This is a genomic window from Glutamicibacter sp. HZAU (assembly GCF_004100365.1).
Classification (GTDB): domain Bacteria; phylum Actinomycetota; class Actinomycetes; order Actinomycetales; family Micrococcaceae; genus Glutamicibacter; species Glutamicibacter nicotianae.
Genome location: NZ_SCKZ01000012.1, coordinates 16130 through 30165 on the forward strand (window position 1 = coordinate 16130; position 14036 = coordinate 30165).

Below are 14036 nucleotides of genomic sequence, written 5' to 3' on the forward strand. Positions count from 1 at the left end.
CCGGTGCTTAGACGAAGACGTTGATGATCGTTCCCGCGCTAATGGCCAGGATGCAGACGATCAGCGAGATGACCAGTCCCTTGAATCCGTTGATTTCCCGTCCGGTGAAGGATGCGAAGGCCAGGAAACCTGCCGAGGCGAGGAATCCGGCTACTCCGAGCAGGATCACGGCCCAGGCGATCCAGTTCAGGATCGTGGTGAAACCTTCGGTGCCTGGTGGCTGTTCTGGGGTTGGGTTGGGGATGCTGGCGGCCAGGTCGATAACGAAGGCCAGGGTTTGCAGCAACATGTGTTTGCCTCTCTATTTGGTGGGAGTGTTCAGGAGTTTGATGATTCGCTTGATGCGCCCGGGTAACCGGGCCGGATCGGGTGGGGCATCCAGCCAGGGGTCCATCCAGGGGATATGGGTGCCTCGGGGAACCATGCGCAATAGGCGCTTGGTGGCTTTTTTGCGGGCGTCACTGGTGCGGGGCCCTGCTCCGATCAGCACCAGGGCTGAGAGCTGGGAACCGCTCAGTTGTCCGTTGGCCCATGAGCGGACGAACCTGTCCGCGGCAGACAGCCCGGTGTGGTCGGTGCGAGCGACTGCGATCACCGGAAGCGGCCAGGGGGCTTGAGTTCGGGTACTTTGCGAGAGCGGCCACGCTCTGCCTACGTCCAGGGCGGATTCGCCAAGGAGGGTGCTGAGGGTGGTGGCGCCTGCTCCGCCGTGCAGTCCCATGACGGCCAGGCCTTCGAAGGGACCAATATCCGTGTGCGGCCACGGGGAAGATGGGGCTTCCAGCATGGGGGATAATCCTGGTGCAGTGGGCCCGGTGACGATGAGGTCATGGCCGAGAAGGTCATCTCGGATGTCATGACCGCTATTAGGCGTCTTATTTGGTCTTGTAGGCGCAAAAGGGTTTGGGATCCCTGACATATGCGGGTTCACCTCAGTAAAGTAATCAACCGTAAGTAGCGATTCGTTATTTACGCTAACTCGCATAGAAAACAGTGTCAATGTTGTAAAGCGGTTACATTGTGAAAACATGTAAAACATCGTTTTATGGGGAAACATGACGTAACAGGGTTGACGCGGTTTTCGTACTCAAGCACATTTGGAGTGTGACCATGAACGACCCAGAAGCCGTTGAAGATCTCATCGCGGATTTGCCGGAATGGGCAACGACTGAGGAGATCGCAGACGTGATGCGGGTTAAAGCGCAGACCGTTCTGAAATGGAACAAGGAATACGGCCTGAAATCGGTGTCTATCGGATCGAGGGTACGCCGGTACAGGAAGAAAGACGTGCGCGACTTCTTGCTGAAAAGCGATGAGGCCGCCGACTAACCCAAGGAAGCAACGGGTGGCGAAAGAGATGGCGCTGATCGATCCCCAGAAGGTCCCGGCCTTCCCGGTCTATACGCTGCACATCAGCGAAGACCGCCACAGGCTGACCTTGGATGGGGCACCGGTCCCCGTGCTCGATGAGGAAGATTTCATCGAGGCAGGGAAAAACGCGGTCATCGCCAAACTCGCCACCCACCACTTCGGGGCTGTTCGTGTGCGTGCTATTGATGCGTCCACGAACAGCTCCTGGGACATGATCATTTCCGTTGATGGGGAAGTGCTCGATCTCTCCGCGCAACAGGAAGCCGAACAAGCGAAGATTGAACGCGCGCAGCGCACGAAAAAACGCTTGTTCATTGCTGGGGCGAGCACCCTGGCGGTGCTCGCCCTCGGCGGCATCGGCACCGCCGTGGTCATCGCCAACCAGCCCGCAACGACCGCTCCGGTCTATACTCCGCAAGGAGTCGGCGCCACACTGCCAGCCGCGCCGCCGCCGCAGCACTCGGCCACGGCCGCGTGGAGCCATCCCACTCTCGCTGATGCTACGGTCAACCAGATCAGCCCCGGCCGGCTGCTCACCGCCGATCCAGAAGGCACCGTCACCGGGCGCAACCCGGTCACTGGGCAACCGGTCTGGCGCGGGGACAAAGCCCCAGAAGACCTGGCCAGCATCCATCAGGGCACCTGGGCCGGCAAGCCCGTCTATACGGCAGCAGAACGCAACGAACTGCGCCTCTGGCCAGTAGAGATGCCCTACGACACCCCGAGCGTGGCGCCGACCAGCATCGGGCTGGAACCAGGGCAAACAGCGCGCACCGACACCCACACCCCCTACATCGAACTGGGGGACTGGTATATCCGTGTCCCCGATACGGCTGGCACGCTGCACGATGTGATGATCCCACCCGGATCGACCGTGCTGGACGTGGCGGCCGATGGAACCATCACCACGATCAGCGCCACCACCATCTACACCCTGGATAACACCGGGAAGATCCTGGAAGAGAAGAACTTCACCGCGCCAGACGGTGCCACGAAATACCCGGTGCGAGTGTGGTTGCTCGACGATACCCACGCCCTGCTGGCGTGGGATGACACCGAACGCGTCATGGGAGTGCTGAACACCAGCACCGGTTCAATGCTGTTCTCCGGCACGCCACGGGCAATTCCCACCGCCACCGAACCCCTGCTGGTGGACAAGGAAGCGAAAACCGCAGCTATCGGAAGCGTGGGAATCAGCTACAGCGACCAGGCAGCACTCGTAGACCTTCCTACCGCTGACCTGTCAGCAATCCACGGCAGCCTGATCTACGCGAACACCAGCAACGGGCCAGTCACCCTGGACCTCGCCTCCCCGGAGCCCGAGCCGCAGTCGTGGGCGAACTACCGTACCGAAGATCCAGCCCCGGCACTGGTCACCGATGACGCGGTGTATTTGGTGGCAACCCAGTTGGAGAACACTACCGTCTACCGATCCAACAAGACCAACGGCAGCACACGCCAGTAGGGAGGTCTGGTCATGGAAGAACAGGGTGGCGGAGCCAAAATCGTTCTGGCAATCCTCGGTGTCCTTCTCCTTCTGGTGATCACCCCGATCATTCTGTTCATGGGTGGAGGCGACAGCGAGGAATCTGATCCCAATGCCCCCTGTGTCATTGAAGGCACGCCCATCGGCAAGGGCAAAGACGGAACATCCACGGTGAAAATTCCCGAACAGTACCGGGACGCCGTAGAGCAATCAGCCAAAAGCGCAGGACTGCCCGTAGGGATCATTGCCGCGCAAATCCAACAAGAATCCGGCTGGAACCCCAAGGCAGTCTCCCCGGTAGGAGCACGAGGTATTGCCCAGTTCATGCCCGGCACATGGGAGGAATGGGGCAACGGTAAAGACCCGTTCGATCCTTTCGCTGGCCTTGATGCCCAAGGCCGCTACATGAAACATCTCGCCGGACACATCGCGGATCTGGCCAGCAACGAGAAAGAAAAAATCCAATTCACCCTGGCCGCCTACAACGCCGGAGCAGGCAACGTCCAAAAATACGGGGGCATCCCGCCCTTCGAGGAAACCCGCCACTACGTGGAAATCATCATGGGCAACGCCCAGATGGACTATTCCTCAACCTGCGAAGCGCCCGGTGGCTTCGACTTCGGTGACTTGCAAGCCGATGAATGGGCACACCCCATGCCCAATTCACGCATGACCTCGCCGTTCGGGCCACGCGCCTGCCCGCTGGCCAGCTGCGCGGGCATGCCGTTCCTCTTGACGCACGAAGGCATCGACCTGGCCGGATCAGACCCCTACTTCTACGCTCCCACGGACATGAAGATCACCTATGCCAGCATCGGGAACATCGACAAGCTCTACGGCTCCTACGGCAACTATATTTTCGCCCAGATGACCGAAGCCCCTTACCTGGTCTTCGAATTCCACGAAGCCCAAGACAACTCCCTGCTGGTAAAAACCGGCGACGTAGTGAAGAAGGGAACCCCGCTGGGCAAGCCAGGAGCTACCGGCAATTCCAGCGGCATCCATGTCCACTTCCAGATCAACAATCCGAAAACCAGCGTGTTCGACCGCCCAGCAATCAACAACGGCACAACCTATGACCCGGTACCGATCCTTCGACAGCAAAAGGTGAACATCCAATGAAACACCCCACAATCCTCACCCTGGCACTGGCGGCAGGACTCGCAACAGGGATAGCCGGATGCACCCCCGCCAGCAACGAGACCGAAGCAAGCAGCATCCCGAGCGTTGCCCCAACCACAGCCAGTCCTACCACGCCTGCGCCCAGCAGCAGCCATGAGCACGGGGATGCTGTGGATGACCCAGCCAAAATCGAATTGGCTAAGCAAGCGGCAACGATCATGACCACTTGGAACCCGAACAAGGACTTCAACCGCACCGCCGCCGAAATGCGCGCCAGAAAGCTCATGACCAGCGAACGAGCCAAGCAAGTCATCGCGCCAGAGCGGCCCGCGACCGGCGTTGAATGGCTGACCGCCGCAGAGAAGAAAGCAACCAGCAAGCCCACGGTGAAGCTCATGACTGATCACCATGAACAGGACACGGTTGCGGTCACCGCCACCTGGCAATGGGTCACCAAGGACGGGGAATCCTGGGCAGGGGAAGGGAAGCAGACGTTCTTCTTCACCTTCACCGACACCGAACCGTATAAGATCCGCGACTACGTTTCATCTATCCAATAAAAGCCCTTAAGGCGCAGCCGATTTCCTCTTGAAGAAAGCGAGCACACCATGAGCACCACCGAAGAACTCATTAAGGCGACCGTCAACGCAGACGGCAGCGCAACCGTGATCATTGAGGGGAAAACCCACGAATTCACGGCAGATAATGAAGCCGCTGCACGAGCACAAACCGTTGAACTGGTCAGTTCCCACGCAAAGAAAGAAGGCAGCGTCGTACGCGCCGTCATGCACGATTCCCAAGGCTCTTGGCCTGTGAAAGTACACCCGAATGGCACCGTGGAGACTGACACGAGAAACCCGCCGCAGCGCCGAGAGAAACCAGCTCGCCGCCGCGCTGATAGCCCAATAACCCATGTGGCCACCACCGAACCCCTCTTTGACCGTGACATACGTCTGAATCGCCAGATCACATAAGTATGAGTTCGTTTACATATACCTTTTGGATAATTTGTGTGGTAACTTCCTTCTTATAGTCACGGTCTAAGGCATCACCGCGTTGAAACCAGTGACCAATTAGCTCATTCAGAACTGAACTTTTTAGTCAGTGTCGCTAGACGCAAGGTGTTGTCCATGTCTTCATTTCGCATGTTTCGTTCCGTTGCTGCCGTTACGACCGCAGCGGTGGTCAGTACGTTGTTGGTCGCCACTCCATCTCACGCTGACGAAGAGCAACTCAGTGCTTCTGAGTCTTCAGAGTTGGCGCTAGATACCGCAGCAGCTCTTGATGCTGGGCTCACGGAAAGTTTCTCTTTTACTGAGTCGGGGGAGGGGTATCTAGCAGCTGAATCGGGTGTTGCTGTTCGGGACACCGAAGTGCTGATGGGCAAGGACTACCCAGATATCTCGCTGCCGGTTGAAACTGGTGAAGGCATTGCCACCGATGATGGCACTGTCGTCTTTTCCGATGCTGCCCCTGGCCTGGATGTGATTGTCGAAGCTGGAGACGACGGCTTAGGGCGAATTCTCACAGTCGCGCAAGAAGAGTACAGCCCCTCAACTGAGCATCGATACTCCTATGAACTTGATCTGCCCACCGGTGCAATTCTCGAGCAAAGCGATCAAGGCACTGTGTTTATCCTTGCTCCCACCACCCCGGTGGTCGATGACCAACCGGTGAACTTGAGCGAAGTTCTTCCCGAAGCAGATGTAGAAGTAGCACCGGTCGAGGAAGTTGCTGGCGAGGGTATCGCGACAGAAGAAGAACTCGCGGGGGATTTCGATGTCGCCGAAGGATGGCAGGTGCTTGGCGCCTACCAAACGGCTTGGTCAGCTGATGCCAACGGAACGGTTCTTCCAACTCACTACGAACTTGACGGCAACACCATTACTCAGGTTGTTGATACAACCGGAGCGCAGTTCCCTGTCGTCTCGGACCCGATTCCTTTGGTAGCTGTGGGCCTTCTTGCCGCCGCACGTGCGCTCTTGCCATTGGTTTTACGTTCTAGCGCGCGGGCTCTGGCAACCCAAACCATTCGGGCCGGTGTGCGTCCGACGATCAAGGGCGGTTACACGAGTTTTTCACGCTTCAAGGCAGACATTGCAGGATCTACCCCAAAGAACAACCAATGGCATCACATCGTGGAGCAGTCCAATATCACTAAGCGTAAGTGGGACGCACGGTGGATCCACAACAGAAATAACCTGGTGAGCATTCCTAAAGAAGTACACCAGAAGTGCGTGAACAGCTGGATGGCGAAGAAGAACGTTCGCAACTTCGGAATAAACTCAGGTAGCAAAACTATGCGACAGACCGTGCACAGCTTGAGCTTCTCAAAGCAGCACGAGATCGGTATAGCTCTGCTCAAACACTGCGGTGTAAAGTTCTAAATTCCCCTGTGAACGGATTGCTTGAAAGGACCTAAGAGTGGTCAAGCTGCCTCGTACTCGCGTCACTGCGACTTCCCGTCAGCGGATTCTTCAGTGGCTCGATTCCCCTGAAGTTGACGCCGCGTTTCTGCGCGAGGATTTGAAGTTCTCTTTGCTGCTGCTAGACCAGTACGAGGCCGGTGTCGACCGGATCCTTGCCGAGCGGGCCGAACTAGGGGAGCTGTCCTGGCTTGGAGGACCGGCATTAGGCCCGATGGAGCAATGGCCTCGTAACGCGGACGGGGAACCGCTGGCGCATATCGCAACGATTCAACTTGGTGAGGCCCAAGCACTGATTGAATCCCCGGATTTCACGGAACCCGACTGGCCCGAACCCACGGCCCGTTTACCGGAATCTGGCTATCTTGAGGTATTCCATCACTTGGGCACCTACGGGAACCCTGAAGACGAAGACACCGGCGGATGGCTTGTTCGTCATGTGCCGCTAACCGGTGAGCATTTCCCCCCATTGGTTGATGGTCCTGAGGATTTGGAAGTCCCTCACCCAGTGTGCCAACCAGTCCTGCTTGGGACGGGTTTCAGCCTGCCGCGCGCTGTGGAGTTCATAGATGATGCTGCTGCCTTCGAGGCTGCTGAGCGGGTTGAAGAAGAAGCTAACGCGACCTGGATGGCCTGGCGGCAGGGAGCTGATTCTGTCACCGGCCCGGTCATTCCCACCTCGCACCTGTACGGCCACAGTGACTCAGGCGATACCTACGCTCACGAAATCCTTACGGCAGTTCGCCCACTAGAGCCGGGAGATACCTACGTTCTGATCCTTAGTGTCGAAAGCTGGACGCATTTTGACGGTTGGTTCGCAGACGCCGGAAACTTCGAAGTATGGATGCGCGCCAGCGATCTTAAAGCGCAACGTTTCAACATGGCTTGGTGCATGATCCGAACCGATCACTAAATTAATGGCGGCCCCCTCAAAGAACACAGGGGCAACATCGGGTTAGCGACACCATTTGGCCGCAACAGCAAAGACTGGTCTCCTCGGCAGAAATACTCTTCTCACCGTGTCTAAGGAGCTCTCGCAGCTACTTCTACTCCCGTAAGTTAACTGGCATGCACGGTTATTCGTTAGGCGCGTGTAGGCGGTAATCCGGGCCAGTTGGGCACCTTGACCGTCAGGTTCAGTGCGCTGCGATGTATTGAGCCTAGGGTACGGCTGCCACCCATCCAGCATGGCAGTGAATACCCGTTGGTCTGCCCGGAACGGCCCAATGTCCGGATCCACCAGCATCCGCGGGACGAAACCAGGGACGTCATCACTTACGACGACCCCTAAACCATGGAAACATGCATTAGATGCAGGAAGCCTACGCCCGCAAGAGCGCCAAAGGCAAGAGCAGCCGCCGGCCATATGAGCGACGAAGCATGCAAAGTCCGCCTGACATGCAGATACGGTGGATTCGCTGATGGACGGGAGTTCTCGCAGCTGCTTCTATTCCCGTAAGTTGTTGGCCGATAACCTCCGTTATGTAAAGTAAAGGATTTTCGGGAAATCAGATTTCTGCAAGCCCATACATAAATATTCGATGATCAATTATCTATAGCAAGACGACGTGCGACCTCGAAGCGCGACCACACCCGGTATTGTCGATTCGTTGTGATCTCGGAACTCTTCGTTTCCGAGCTCCCTGCATCTGCTCCCGGTGCGTCAAAAAGAATTTCCGGAGGAGCATGCCGATACCATGAAGTATGGGATATCCGTACGAGGACCTCGCAGAGGCACAGTTTGAGGCACTCGTGGTGCAGGCCGCAAAGCTTCTGCTGGGCAAAGGCGTCCAAGCTTTTGCGACCGGTGTCGATGGTGGTCGAGACGCGCGATTTGAAGGACTCACAAACGGCTTCCCCAGCTATTCGCGCCCATGGGATGGCATCTCGGTAATTCAAGCGAAGCACACTTTCTCGTACGGCTACTTTAGCGACGCCGATTTCAGTGGCGACGCGGCGAGTTCGGTCTTGAGCAAGGAAATGGTGCGAGCAAAGAAGCTCTATGAGGAGCGCATGCTCGACAACTATCTCCTGTACTCGAATCGTTTTTTGACAGCCAATGCGAACGAAACCATAGTGAATACGCTCGCATCCGGCATAGGTATCCCAACCGAGAAAATTCATCTCTGCGGTGTGGAAGCGCTTGACGAAGCTTTTCGTGAAGAACCGAGATTAGCGCAACTTTCCGGCATCAATCCTCTCGACGGCCCTCTGATCGTCTCCAGTCGCGAACTGGCCGAGGTGGTCGAGGCAATTGCCCAAGGCATCGATTTTGAGTTTGGCTCACACGACAGCCGACCCGTGGCACGTACCTCGCTGGCAAAGAAGAACCAACTAAACTCGATGACCGAAAAGACCTCAGATCGCTTGATGAGGAATTACGGGCACCTGTTGCGACAGATTCAGAGCTTCCTGGCGGACCCTGGGAATGCGAGAATCCGTCAAATTTACGTCGACTGTGCAGAAGATTTCGATCTGAAGATCGTCGCCCAAAAGGAAGCGCATCATACGTTCGATGCGGTGTTCGGGCGTTTGGTTGATATCTTAGTGAGCCGCGACTCGCTACTCGGTCGAAACAGAAGACTAACGAGAGCAATCGTATTTTACATGTATTGGAACTGTGACATTGGCGACACCGAAAGTGATACGGATGCTATTCCCCGGCAAGCATGAGCACCCAGACCATACCGTCGTCGCTCTCGCAAGCACGATGATTAAATATCTGGCCCGCCATCGAGTTGTAAAATACGATGCGCTGTTTGAACATTGCAGGAGCAGGAGCCAGCAAATCGACTACCTGTTTTCCCCAGCGATTGGCCTGCTCTATTTACTCGGGATAGTTGAATACTTGCCCAAGTCCGATTCCTTTGAATGGCTCAAGAAGGCCGCAGGATGAAGCTTCTTAGATTGTATTCAAATAGACCTGATCTTTTCGAACCCATTCAGTTTAACGAGGGCCTTTCGGTGATCCTGGCAGAGGTCAGACGAACCGAGAACCGAGGTAAGACTGTGCATAACCTCGGGAAGAGTACAGTAGCCCGTCTAGTCGACTTCTGCCTTCTTAAGGGGAGGTCTCCCTCTTTTTTCCTTTTTAAACATGAAAAGCTATTTTCTGGGTTCACTTTTTTCCTACAACTGGAGCTTGGGGATGGAAGTTATCTAACCATCTCCCGGTCGCTGGAATCTCGTAGACCAGTGTCCATTCTTACTTCAAACGTTGACGTCCCGAATGCAACAGAGGTTGAGGCGGACCAGTGGGCTCATATTGGTCTGGGGATAGCCCCCGCTAAGCGTCTGCTCGATGGTCTATTTGGATTTTCTGTAATTTCGCCGTATGACTACCGCGCCATTATGGGGTACGTACTCCGTGAGCAGGATGACTACGGAGACGTTTTTCACCTTAAGAAATTCCGTGGGAAACACCAAGACTGGAAGCCTTTCCTTGCCCATCTTCTAGGTCTTAATGCCGATCTCACCGTCGAACTATATATGGAGATCGCTCGCGCAGATGAGCTAGAAAATTCGATAGTCCACCATAGAAGAGAAGGTGGAACCGCTGGAGACTCCGAAGTGGTCAAGATAGAGGGGATCATTGGGATCCGGCAACGTGACCTCTCCGAGCTCCAGAAGACGTTAGATACTTTCAATTTCTCCCGGGCCGATGCGGAAGCCAACCAGGAGCTAGTGGAGCGAGTCGAGGAGGAGATCTCGAAGCGCAATGAAGAGATCTACCGGCTGTCCCAGCTTTTGCAACGACTCGATGAATCTCTTCGGGAAGATGCGATTCTTTTCAGTCCTGAACAAACCGAGGAGCTTTTCTCTGAAGCCGGTGTGGCTTTCGGCGGACAGATCAAGAAGGATTTCGAACAACTTGTTGCGTTCAATCGGGCGATCTCGGACGAACGACGGGAGTACTTGATCGCCGATCGTACGGAAGTTGAGTCGAGGTTGAATCAAATACGCCCTGAACTGGAAGATTTGCAGCGCGAGCGAGCAGCGCTGTTCGACTTCCTTGAAGGCTCTGACACTTTGAGCAAGTACAAGGAAGTGTCGGCGCAAGCGGTCACGCTTCGCACGGATATTTCCTCTTTGGAACGACAGCGCGATGCGCTGAACGAAATCGAGCGTTTGAAACAGATGCAACGCCAAATCCAAGAGCGCAAGAATCAACTGCAGACCGCTATTGAACAGGATGTACGGATACAGGCAGAAAATTCTTCAGGTCGATATCGCGAGATCCAACGATACTTCGACGACATCGTACATGCGGTGCTCGACGAACATGCGCTCCTCTCCGTTTCAGTGTCCTCCACTGGGAGTTTGGAGTTTTCAGCTGAAATTGTCGATTCGACGGGCAGCGCAACGAGCGCAAGTCGTGGATTCACGTTCAAGAAGCTGTTGTGTATTGCTTTTGATCTAGCTGTCTTGCGTTCGTATCAGGGTCAGAATTTTCCGAGGTTTTCGTTCCATGACGGTGTGTTTGAAAGTCTGGAACCACGGGCTAAACGGCGACTCATCGAGGTTCTTCGAGAGTACTCGGAATTAGGCTTACAACCGGTGATAACCACGCTCGATTCGGATCTTCCAGATGTCGTTGGATCAAGTGAAAACACCGTCGCTACAGATGAAGTGGTTCGTAGATTACACGACGATGGTGACGCTGGCAGACTGTTCAAGATGAGATCGTTCTGAGTGCGTCCAATCCGCCAATCCAGCAATTTTGACGGGCCGCCAAAACTGTTGGCCACCATGGAAGAGCAACACGTCTGGATAAATTACAGCATCGGCAACTCATAGTTGCATTTGTGAGTCACCACGGATTGGAAACTAGACATCAGTGGTTCACTCTTCATTCCCGTAGGTCGGACTATTTCCATGTCTGGGCCTTCGTCGCCCCGGGCGTGAATAGACGTTTTCCGACTCGCGGCCAGCGCAGAGGACTTCAGACATTTGGTGCCTACCACTTCTGAAACTTGTATCGACCCCGGCGGCATACCGGGTCGAATCGTGTCTTAATCCTTGCTCAAAACGGAACGGACCAATTTTGATGCGGCACACCGTCGCCATTTTCAAAGCCGACTGAACTGGCCATTCAATGTCGTCTGCTTCGCCCGGGGCGTCCGTGAGAAGACTGTCTTACAGGCGCGTGCCGAAGAAGATTTCCCAGTGTCAGCAGGCGGCAGCGAAGGATAGGCTTTGAGTATGTCCACAATCCCTTCTGACGTTCAAGAGAATGCCCGCCGCAAACTTTCAAAGTTCCTCAAGCGCTCCAGAGCTGGATTGGGTGAGCCAATTACCAGCCTGAGGGACGGGAGCGGCCGCATCCCGATTCTCGAACTCACCTGGATCCGACTCGACGACGACACCTGGCGCATCAGTGGGATGGAAGACCATCGACTCGATAAGCGGCTAGTGGACTCTACGATCGTTGAGTGCCGAGTGTTCTTCACCCAAGGCGAGGACTGCCATCTGCCAGGGATCGTCACCGCGCTTCAAAGCCTCGTCACGCCCGAGCAGGCGAAGGCTAGACGCTCATTGAAGCAGCATGTCGCCCAAGTAGTCACAGATTCGCGGATTGGCGCGTCAGGTCCGATATTTCATGCGGGCCGTCTGGAGATGGACAATGGATTGGGTCCCGGCATCTTGCTTGGTAGCGATTTGATCGCGATGGATTACATCTACGGGATTGCCCTACATGAAGACGACGAGCGTCTATCGCGCATAAAGAACGTGAGTATCGAATCAGCGTTACAAGCTGTCGTCTACCACTTCAACGATCTCCTGCACGTGATCGCGAACCTTCGCGCTCAGATTGAACATGATCTTCAGATGGGCTACTTCGAGCTCGAGACGTAAGCGGAGGGCTCCAGACCGTATTATAAATTTGGACAATCACCTGCCCGTTGCGGGGCGCTATACGGGGCACTCAAACGGCTTACTTAAGCGGTTTTGAAACTTCGAGTTCTCTATGATCTTGGATTCCGGTAAATCCTGCTTGAGAAAAAGCAAAGTGAACGGGCAGCGGACCTTCTGCGGACACGTTTTGGGGTGATTCATCGCAAGACGCTCGAGGTGCCCACTGTACAAAAGGGCATGGGCCGAATCACCGATCCGAACCATTATGAGAATGGTGTCAAAAACGTTCGTTTATGACACACCATCCTGCCATCTGGGCTGAAGTTCCTTCACAGCTGAAAACTCAATAGATTTTCAAGTTCGTTTGGTCGCAAAACCCAGTGTCACAAACTATGTGTTGAAACATCGCCTATCCCACGAGTATTGGTGCATTGGACGCATGGGACACCTCCTCGGTTACGCCAGAGTCTCCACCGGCGACCAAGACGCGCAACTTCAGCTCGATGCATTGACTAACGCCGGCTGCTATCGCATCTTTACAGACACTGCCTCCGGCGCTCTTGAGTCACGTCCTGAGCTCGATAAGCTCTTGGACCAGATTCGCCCCGGTGACACTCTCGTAGTCTGGCGTCTGGACCGTCTCGGCCGGTCTATCCGTCACCTCATCAATCACATGGACGCGTTGCAGCAACGATGCATCGAATTCAGATCCTTGCAGGAGAATATCGACACCAGTTCTTCTGGTGGGCGGCTCGTATTCAACATCTTCGCCTCCCTTGCGGAATTTGAGCGCGATCTCATTCGCGAAAGGACTAAAGCCGGTCTAGCAGCGGCTCGTGCCCGCGGCCGCACCGGCGGACGGCCATCTTCCCTCTCCCCCGATAAGTTGCGTACCGCGAAGAGGCTTTACGAACAGCAGGACATGACTGTGGCACAGATTGGCGAAGTCCTGGGGGTTAGCCGCAGCACCGTGTATCGAGCGTTGCGAAAAGCGGATAGAGTGAATGAATCCGCCTGACTAAGGATTGAATGTGGAAGTTGTTTCGTCTGTGCCGCCGCAGTTGGGGGCAAAAGCGATCATGAGCCAGCGGTGGAGCGATGCTTCGTTCCTGCATTGGCGTGTCTCCCCTGATCAAGTCGCCGAATATATGCCCGAAGGCTGTGTCCCGGACATCGTTGACGGTAGCGCATGGGTGGGGCTGATAGCGTTCCAGATGTCGCGTAGCGCGTTCTTCGGTGGGCCTGCAATCCCGTGGCTTGGGGATTTCCCGGAAGTCAATGTCCGGCTCTACTCGGTTGACCGGCAGGGCCGGCGCGGCGTCGTATTCCTCAGTTTGGAAGCATCGCATCTGCTGCCCGTGCTCTGTGCGAGGGCCGTGTTTGGCTTGAAGTACCAGTGGGCCTCGATGGCCATCGAGCGGCAGAATGGTCGGATAAGCTATTCAACACGCCGCCATGGGAATAGAGAAGCTCGCTCGAATCTCATCGTCGAACCTCAAAGTGATGGGATCGAATCCCTGCCGGAGAACGAGCAAGCAAGCGCCGTTGCTCTGACCGCGAGGTGGGCATTTCACCAACGTCATCTGGGTCGGACTTTGTATTGCCGGAACTTCCACGAGCCCTGGCCTTTGAGGACCGCGCGACTCGTGTCGCTGGACGACCAGTTGCTGGCTGCCGCCGGATTTGAAGGACTAGCCGCCCGGGCGCCGGACTCGGTGCTCTATGCACACGCCGTTGATACGGTCTTCGCCGCGCCTATCAGCCTTTGAATCGTC

At 55.7% G+C, this 14036-nt stretch carries 15 protein-coding genes; 13 read left to right on the forward strand and 2 right to left on the reverse strand.

Annotated features, from left to right (window positions below; genetic code table 11):
* Positions 1 to 7 precede the first annotated feature (7 nt).
* The gene (locus tag EKH49_RS15295) at positions 8 to 289 is read right to left on the reverse strand and encodes a hypothetical protein (protein ID WP_128471532.1); all 282 of its coding nucleotides are present in this window, start codon (positions 287 to 289) and stop codon (positions 8 to 10) included.
* A 12-nt stretch (positions 290 to 301) separates the two neighbouring features.
* Complete coding sequence (locus tag EKH49_RS15300) at positions 302 to 787, reverse strand: DUF6668 family protein (RefSeq protein ID WP_128471533.1); 486 nt, start codon at positions 785 to 787, stop codon at positions 302 to 304.
* Between the two features lie 323 nt (positions 788 to 1110).
* Between EKH49_RS15300 and EKH49_RS15305 the strand changes: the two genes are divergently transcribed.
* The 13 genes from EKH49_RS15305 (at position 1111) to EKH49_RS15365 (ending at position 14030) form a co-directional block, all read left to right on the forward strand.
* Entirely contained in the window at positions 1111 to 1329 is a 219-nt protein-coding gene (locus EKH49_RS15305) for a helix-turn-helix domain-containing protein (RefSeq protein WP_128471534.1), read from the forward strand.
* 16 nt (positions 1330 to 1345) lie between these two features.
* Positions 1346 to 2836: a hypothetical protein gene (locus EKH49_RS15310; RefSeq protein WP_128471535.1), complete on the forward strand. Its 1491-nt coding sequence runs from the start codon at positions 1346 to 1348 to the stop codon at positions 2834 to 2836.
* Between the two features lie 12 nt (positions 2837 to 2848).
* Positions 2849 to 3979: a transglycosylase SLT domain-containing protein gene (locus EKH49_RS15315; RefSeq protein ID WP_128471536.1), complete on the forward strand. Its 1131-nt coding sequence runs from the start codon at positions 2849 to 2851 to the stop codon at positions 3977 to 3979.
* Positions 3976 to 4539 (forward strand): hypothetical protein, encoded by a 564-nt coding sequence (locus EKH49_RS15320; RefSeq protein WP_128471537.1) that lies wholly within the window; start codon positions 3976 to 3978, stop codon positions 4537 to 4539. Before EKH49_RS15315 ends, EKH49_RS15320 begins: the two co-directional genes overlap by 4 nt.
* Before the next feature lie 48 nt (positions 4540 to 4587).
* Positions 4588 to 4953, forward strand: coding sequence for a hypothetical protein (locus EKH49_RS15325; protein WP_201739630.1), 366 nt, complete (start codon positions 4588 to 4590; stop codon positions 4951 to 4953).
* A 156-nt stretch (positions 4954 to 5109) separates the two neighbouring features.
* Complete coding sequence (locus EKH49_RS15330; protein ID WP_128471538.1) at positions 5110 to 6366, forward strand: hypothetical protein; 1257 nt, start codon at positions 5110 to 5112, stop codon at positions 6364 to 6366.
* A gap of 37 nt (positions 6367 to 6403) precedes the next feature.
* Positions 6404 to 7318 (forward strand): DUF1963 domain-containing protein, encoded by a 915-nt coding sequence (locus tag EKH49_RS15335; protein WP_128471539.1) that lies wholly within the window; start codon positions 6404 to 6406, stop codon positions 7316 to 7318.
* Positions 7319 to 8109: 791 nt separating this feature from the next.
* Positions 8110 to 9078: an ABC-three component system protein gene (locus EKH49_RS15345; protein ID WP_128471541.1), complete on the forward strand. Its 969-nt coding sequence runs from the start codon at positions 8110 to 8112 to the stop codon at positions 9076 to 9078.
* Between the two features lie 37 nt (positions 9079 to 9115).
* Entirely contained in the window at positions 9116 to 9301 is a 186-nt protein-coding gene (locus EKH49_RS17210; RefSeq protein ID WP_442903515.1) for an ABC-three component system middle component 8, read from the forward strand.
* 299 nt (positions 9302 to 9600) lie between these two features.
* Complete coding sequence (locus tag EKH49_RS15350) at positions 9601 to 11097, forward strand: DUF2326 domain-containing protein (RefSeq protein WP_161567542.1); 1497 nt, start codon at positions 9601 to 9603, stop codon at positions 11095 to 11097.
* Positions 11098 to 11607: 510 nt separating this feature from the next.
* On the forward strand, positions 11608 to 12261 hold the full coding sequence (locus EKH49_RS15355) for a hypothetical protein (protein WP_128471543.1): 654 nt from the start codon (positions 11608 to 11610) through the stop codon (positions 12259 to 12261).
* A 439-nt stretch (positions 12262 to 12700) separates the two neighbouring features.
* On the forward strand, positions 12701 to 13279 hold the full coding sequence (locus EKH49_RS15360) for a recombinase family protein (protein ID WP_128471544.1): 579 nt from the start codon (positions 12701 to 12703) through the stop codon (positions 13277 to 13279).
* 13 nt (positions 13280 to 13292) lie between these two features.
* Entirely contained in the window at positions 13293 to 14030 is a 738-nt protein-coding gene (locus EKH49_RS15365; protein ID WP_236641195.1) for a YqjF family protein, read from the forward strand.
* Positions 14031 to 14036 lie beyond the last annotated feature (6 nt).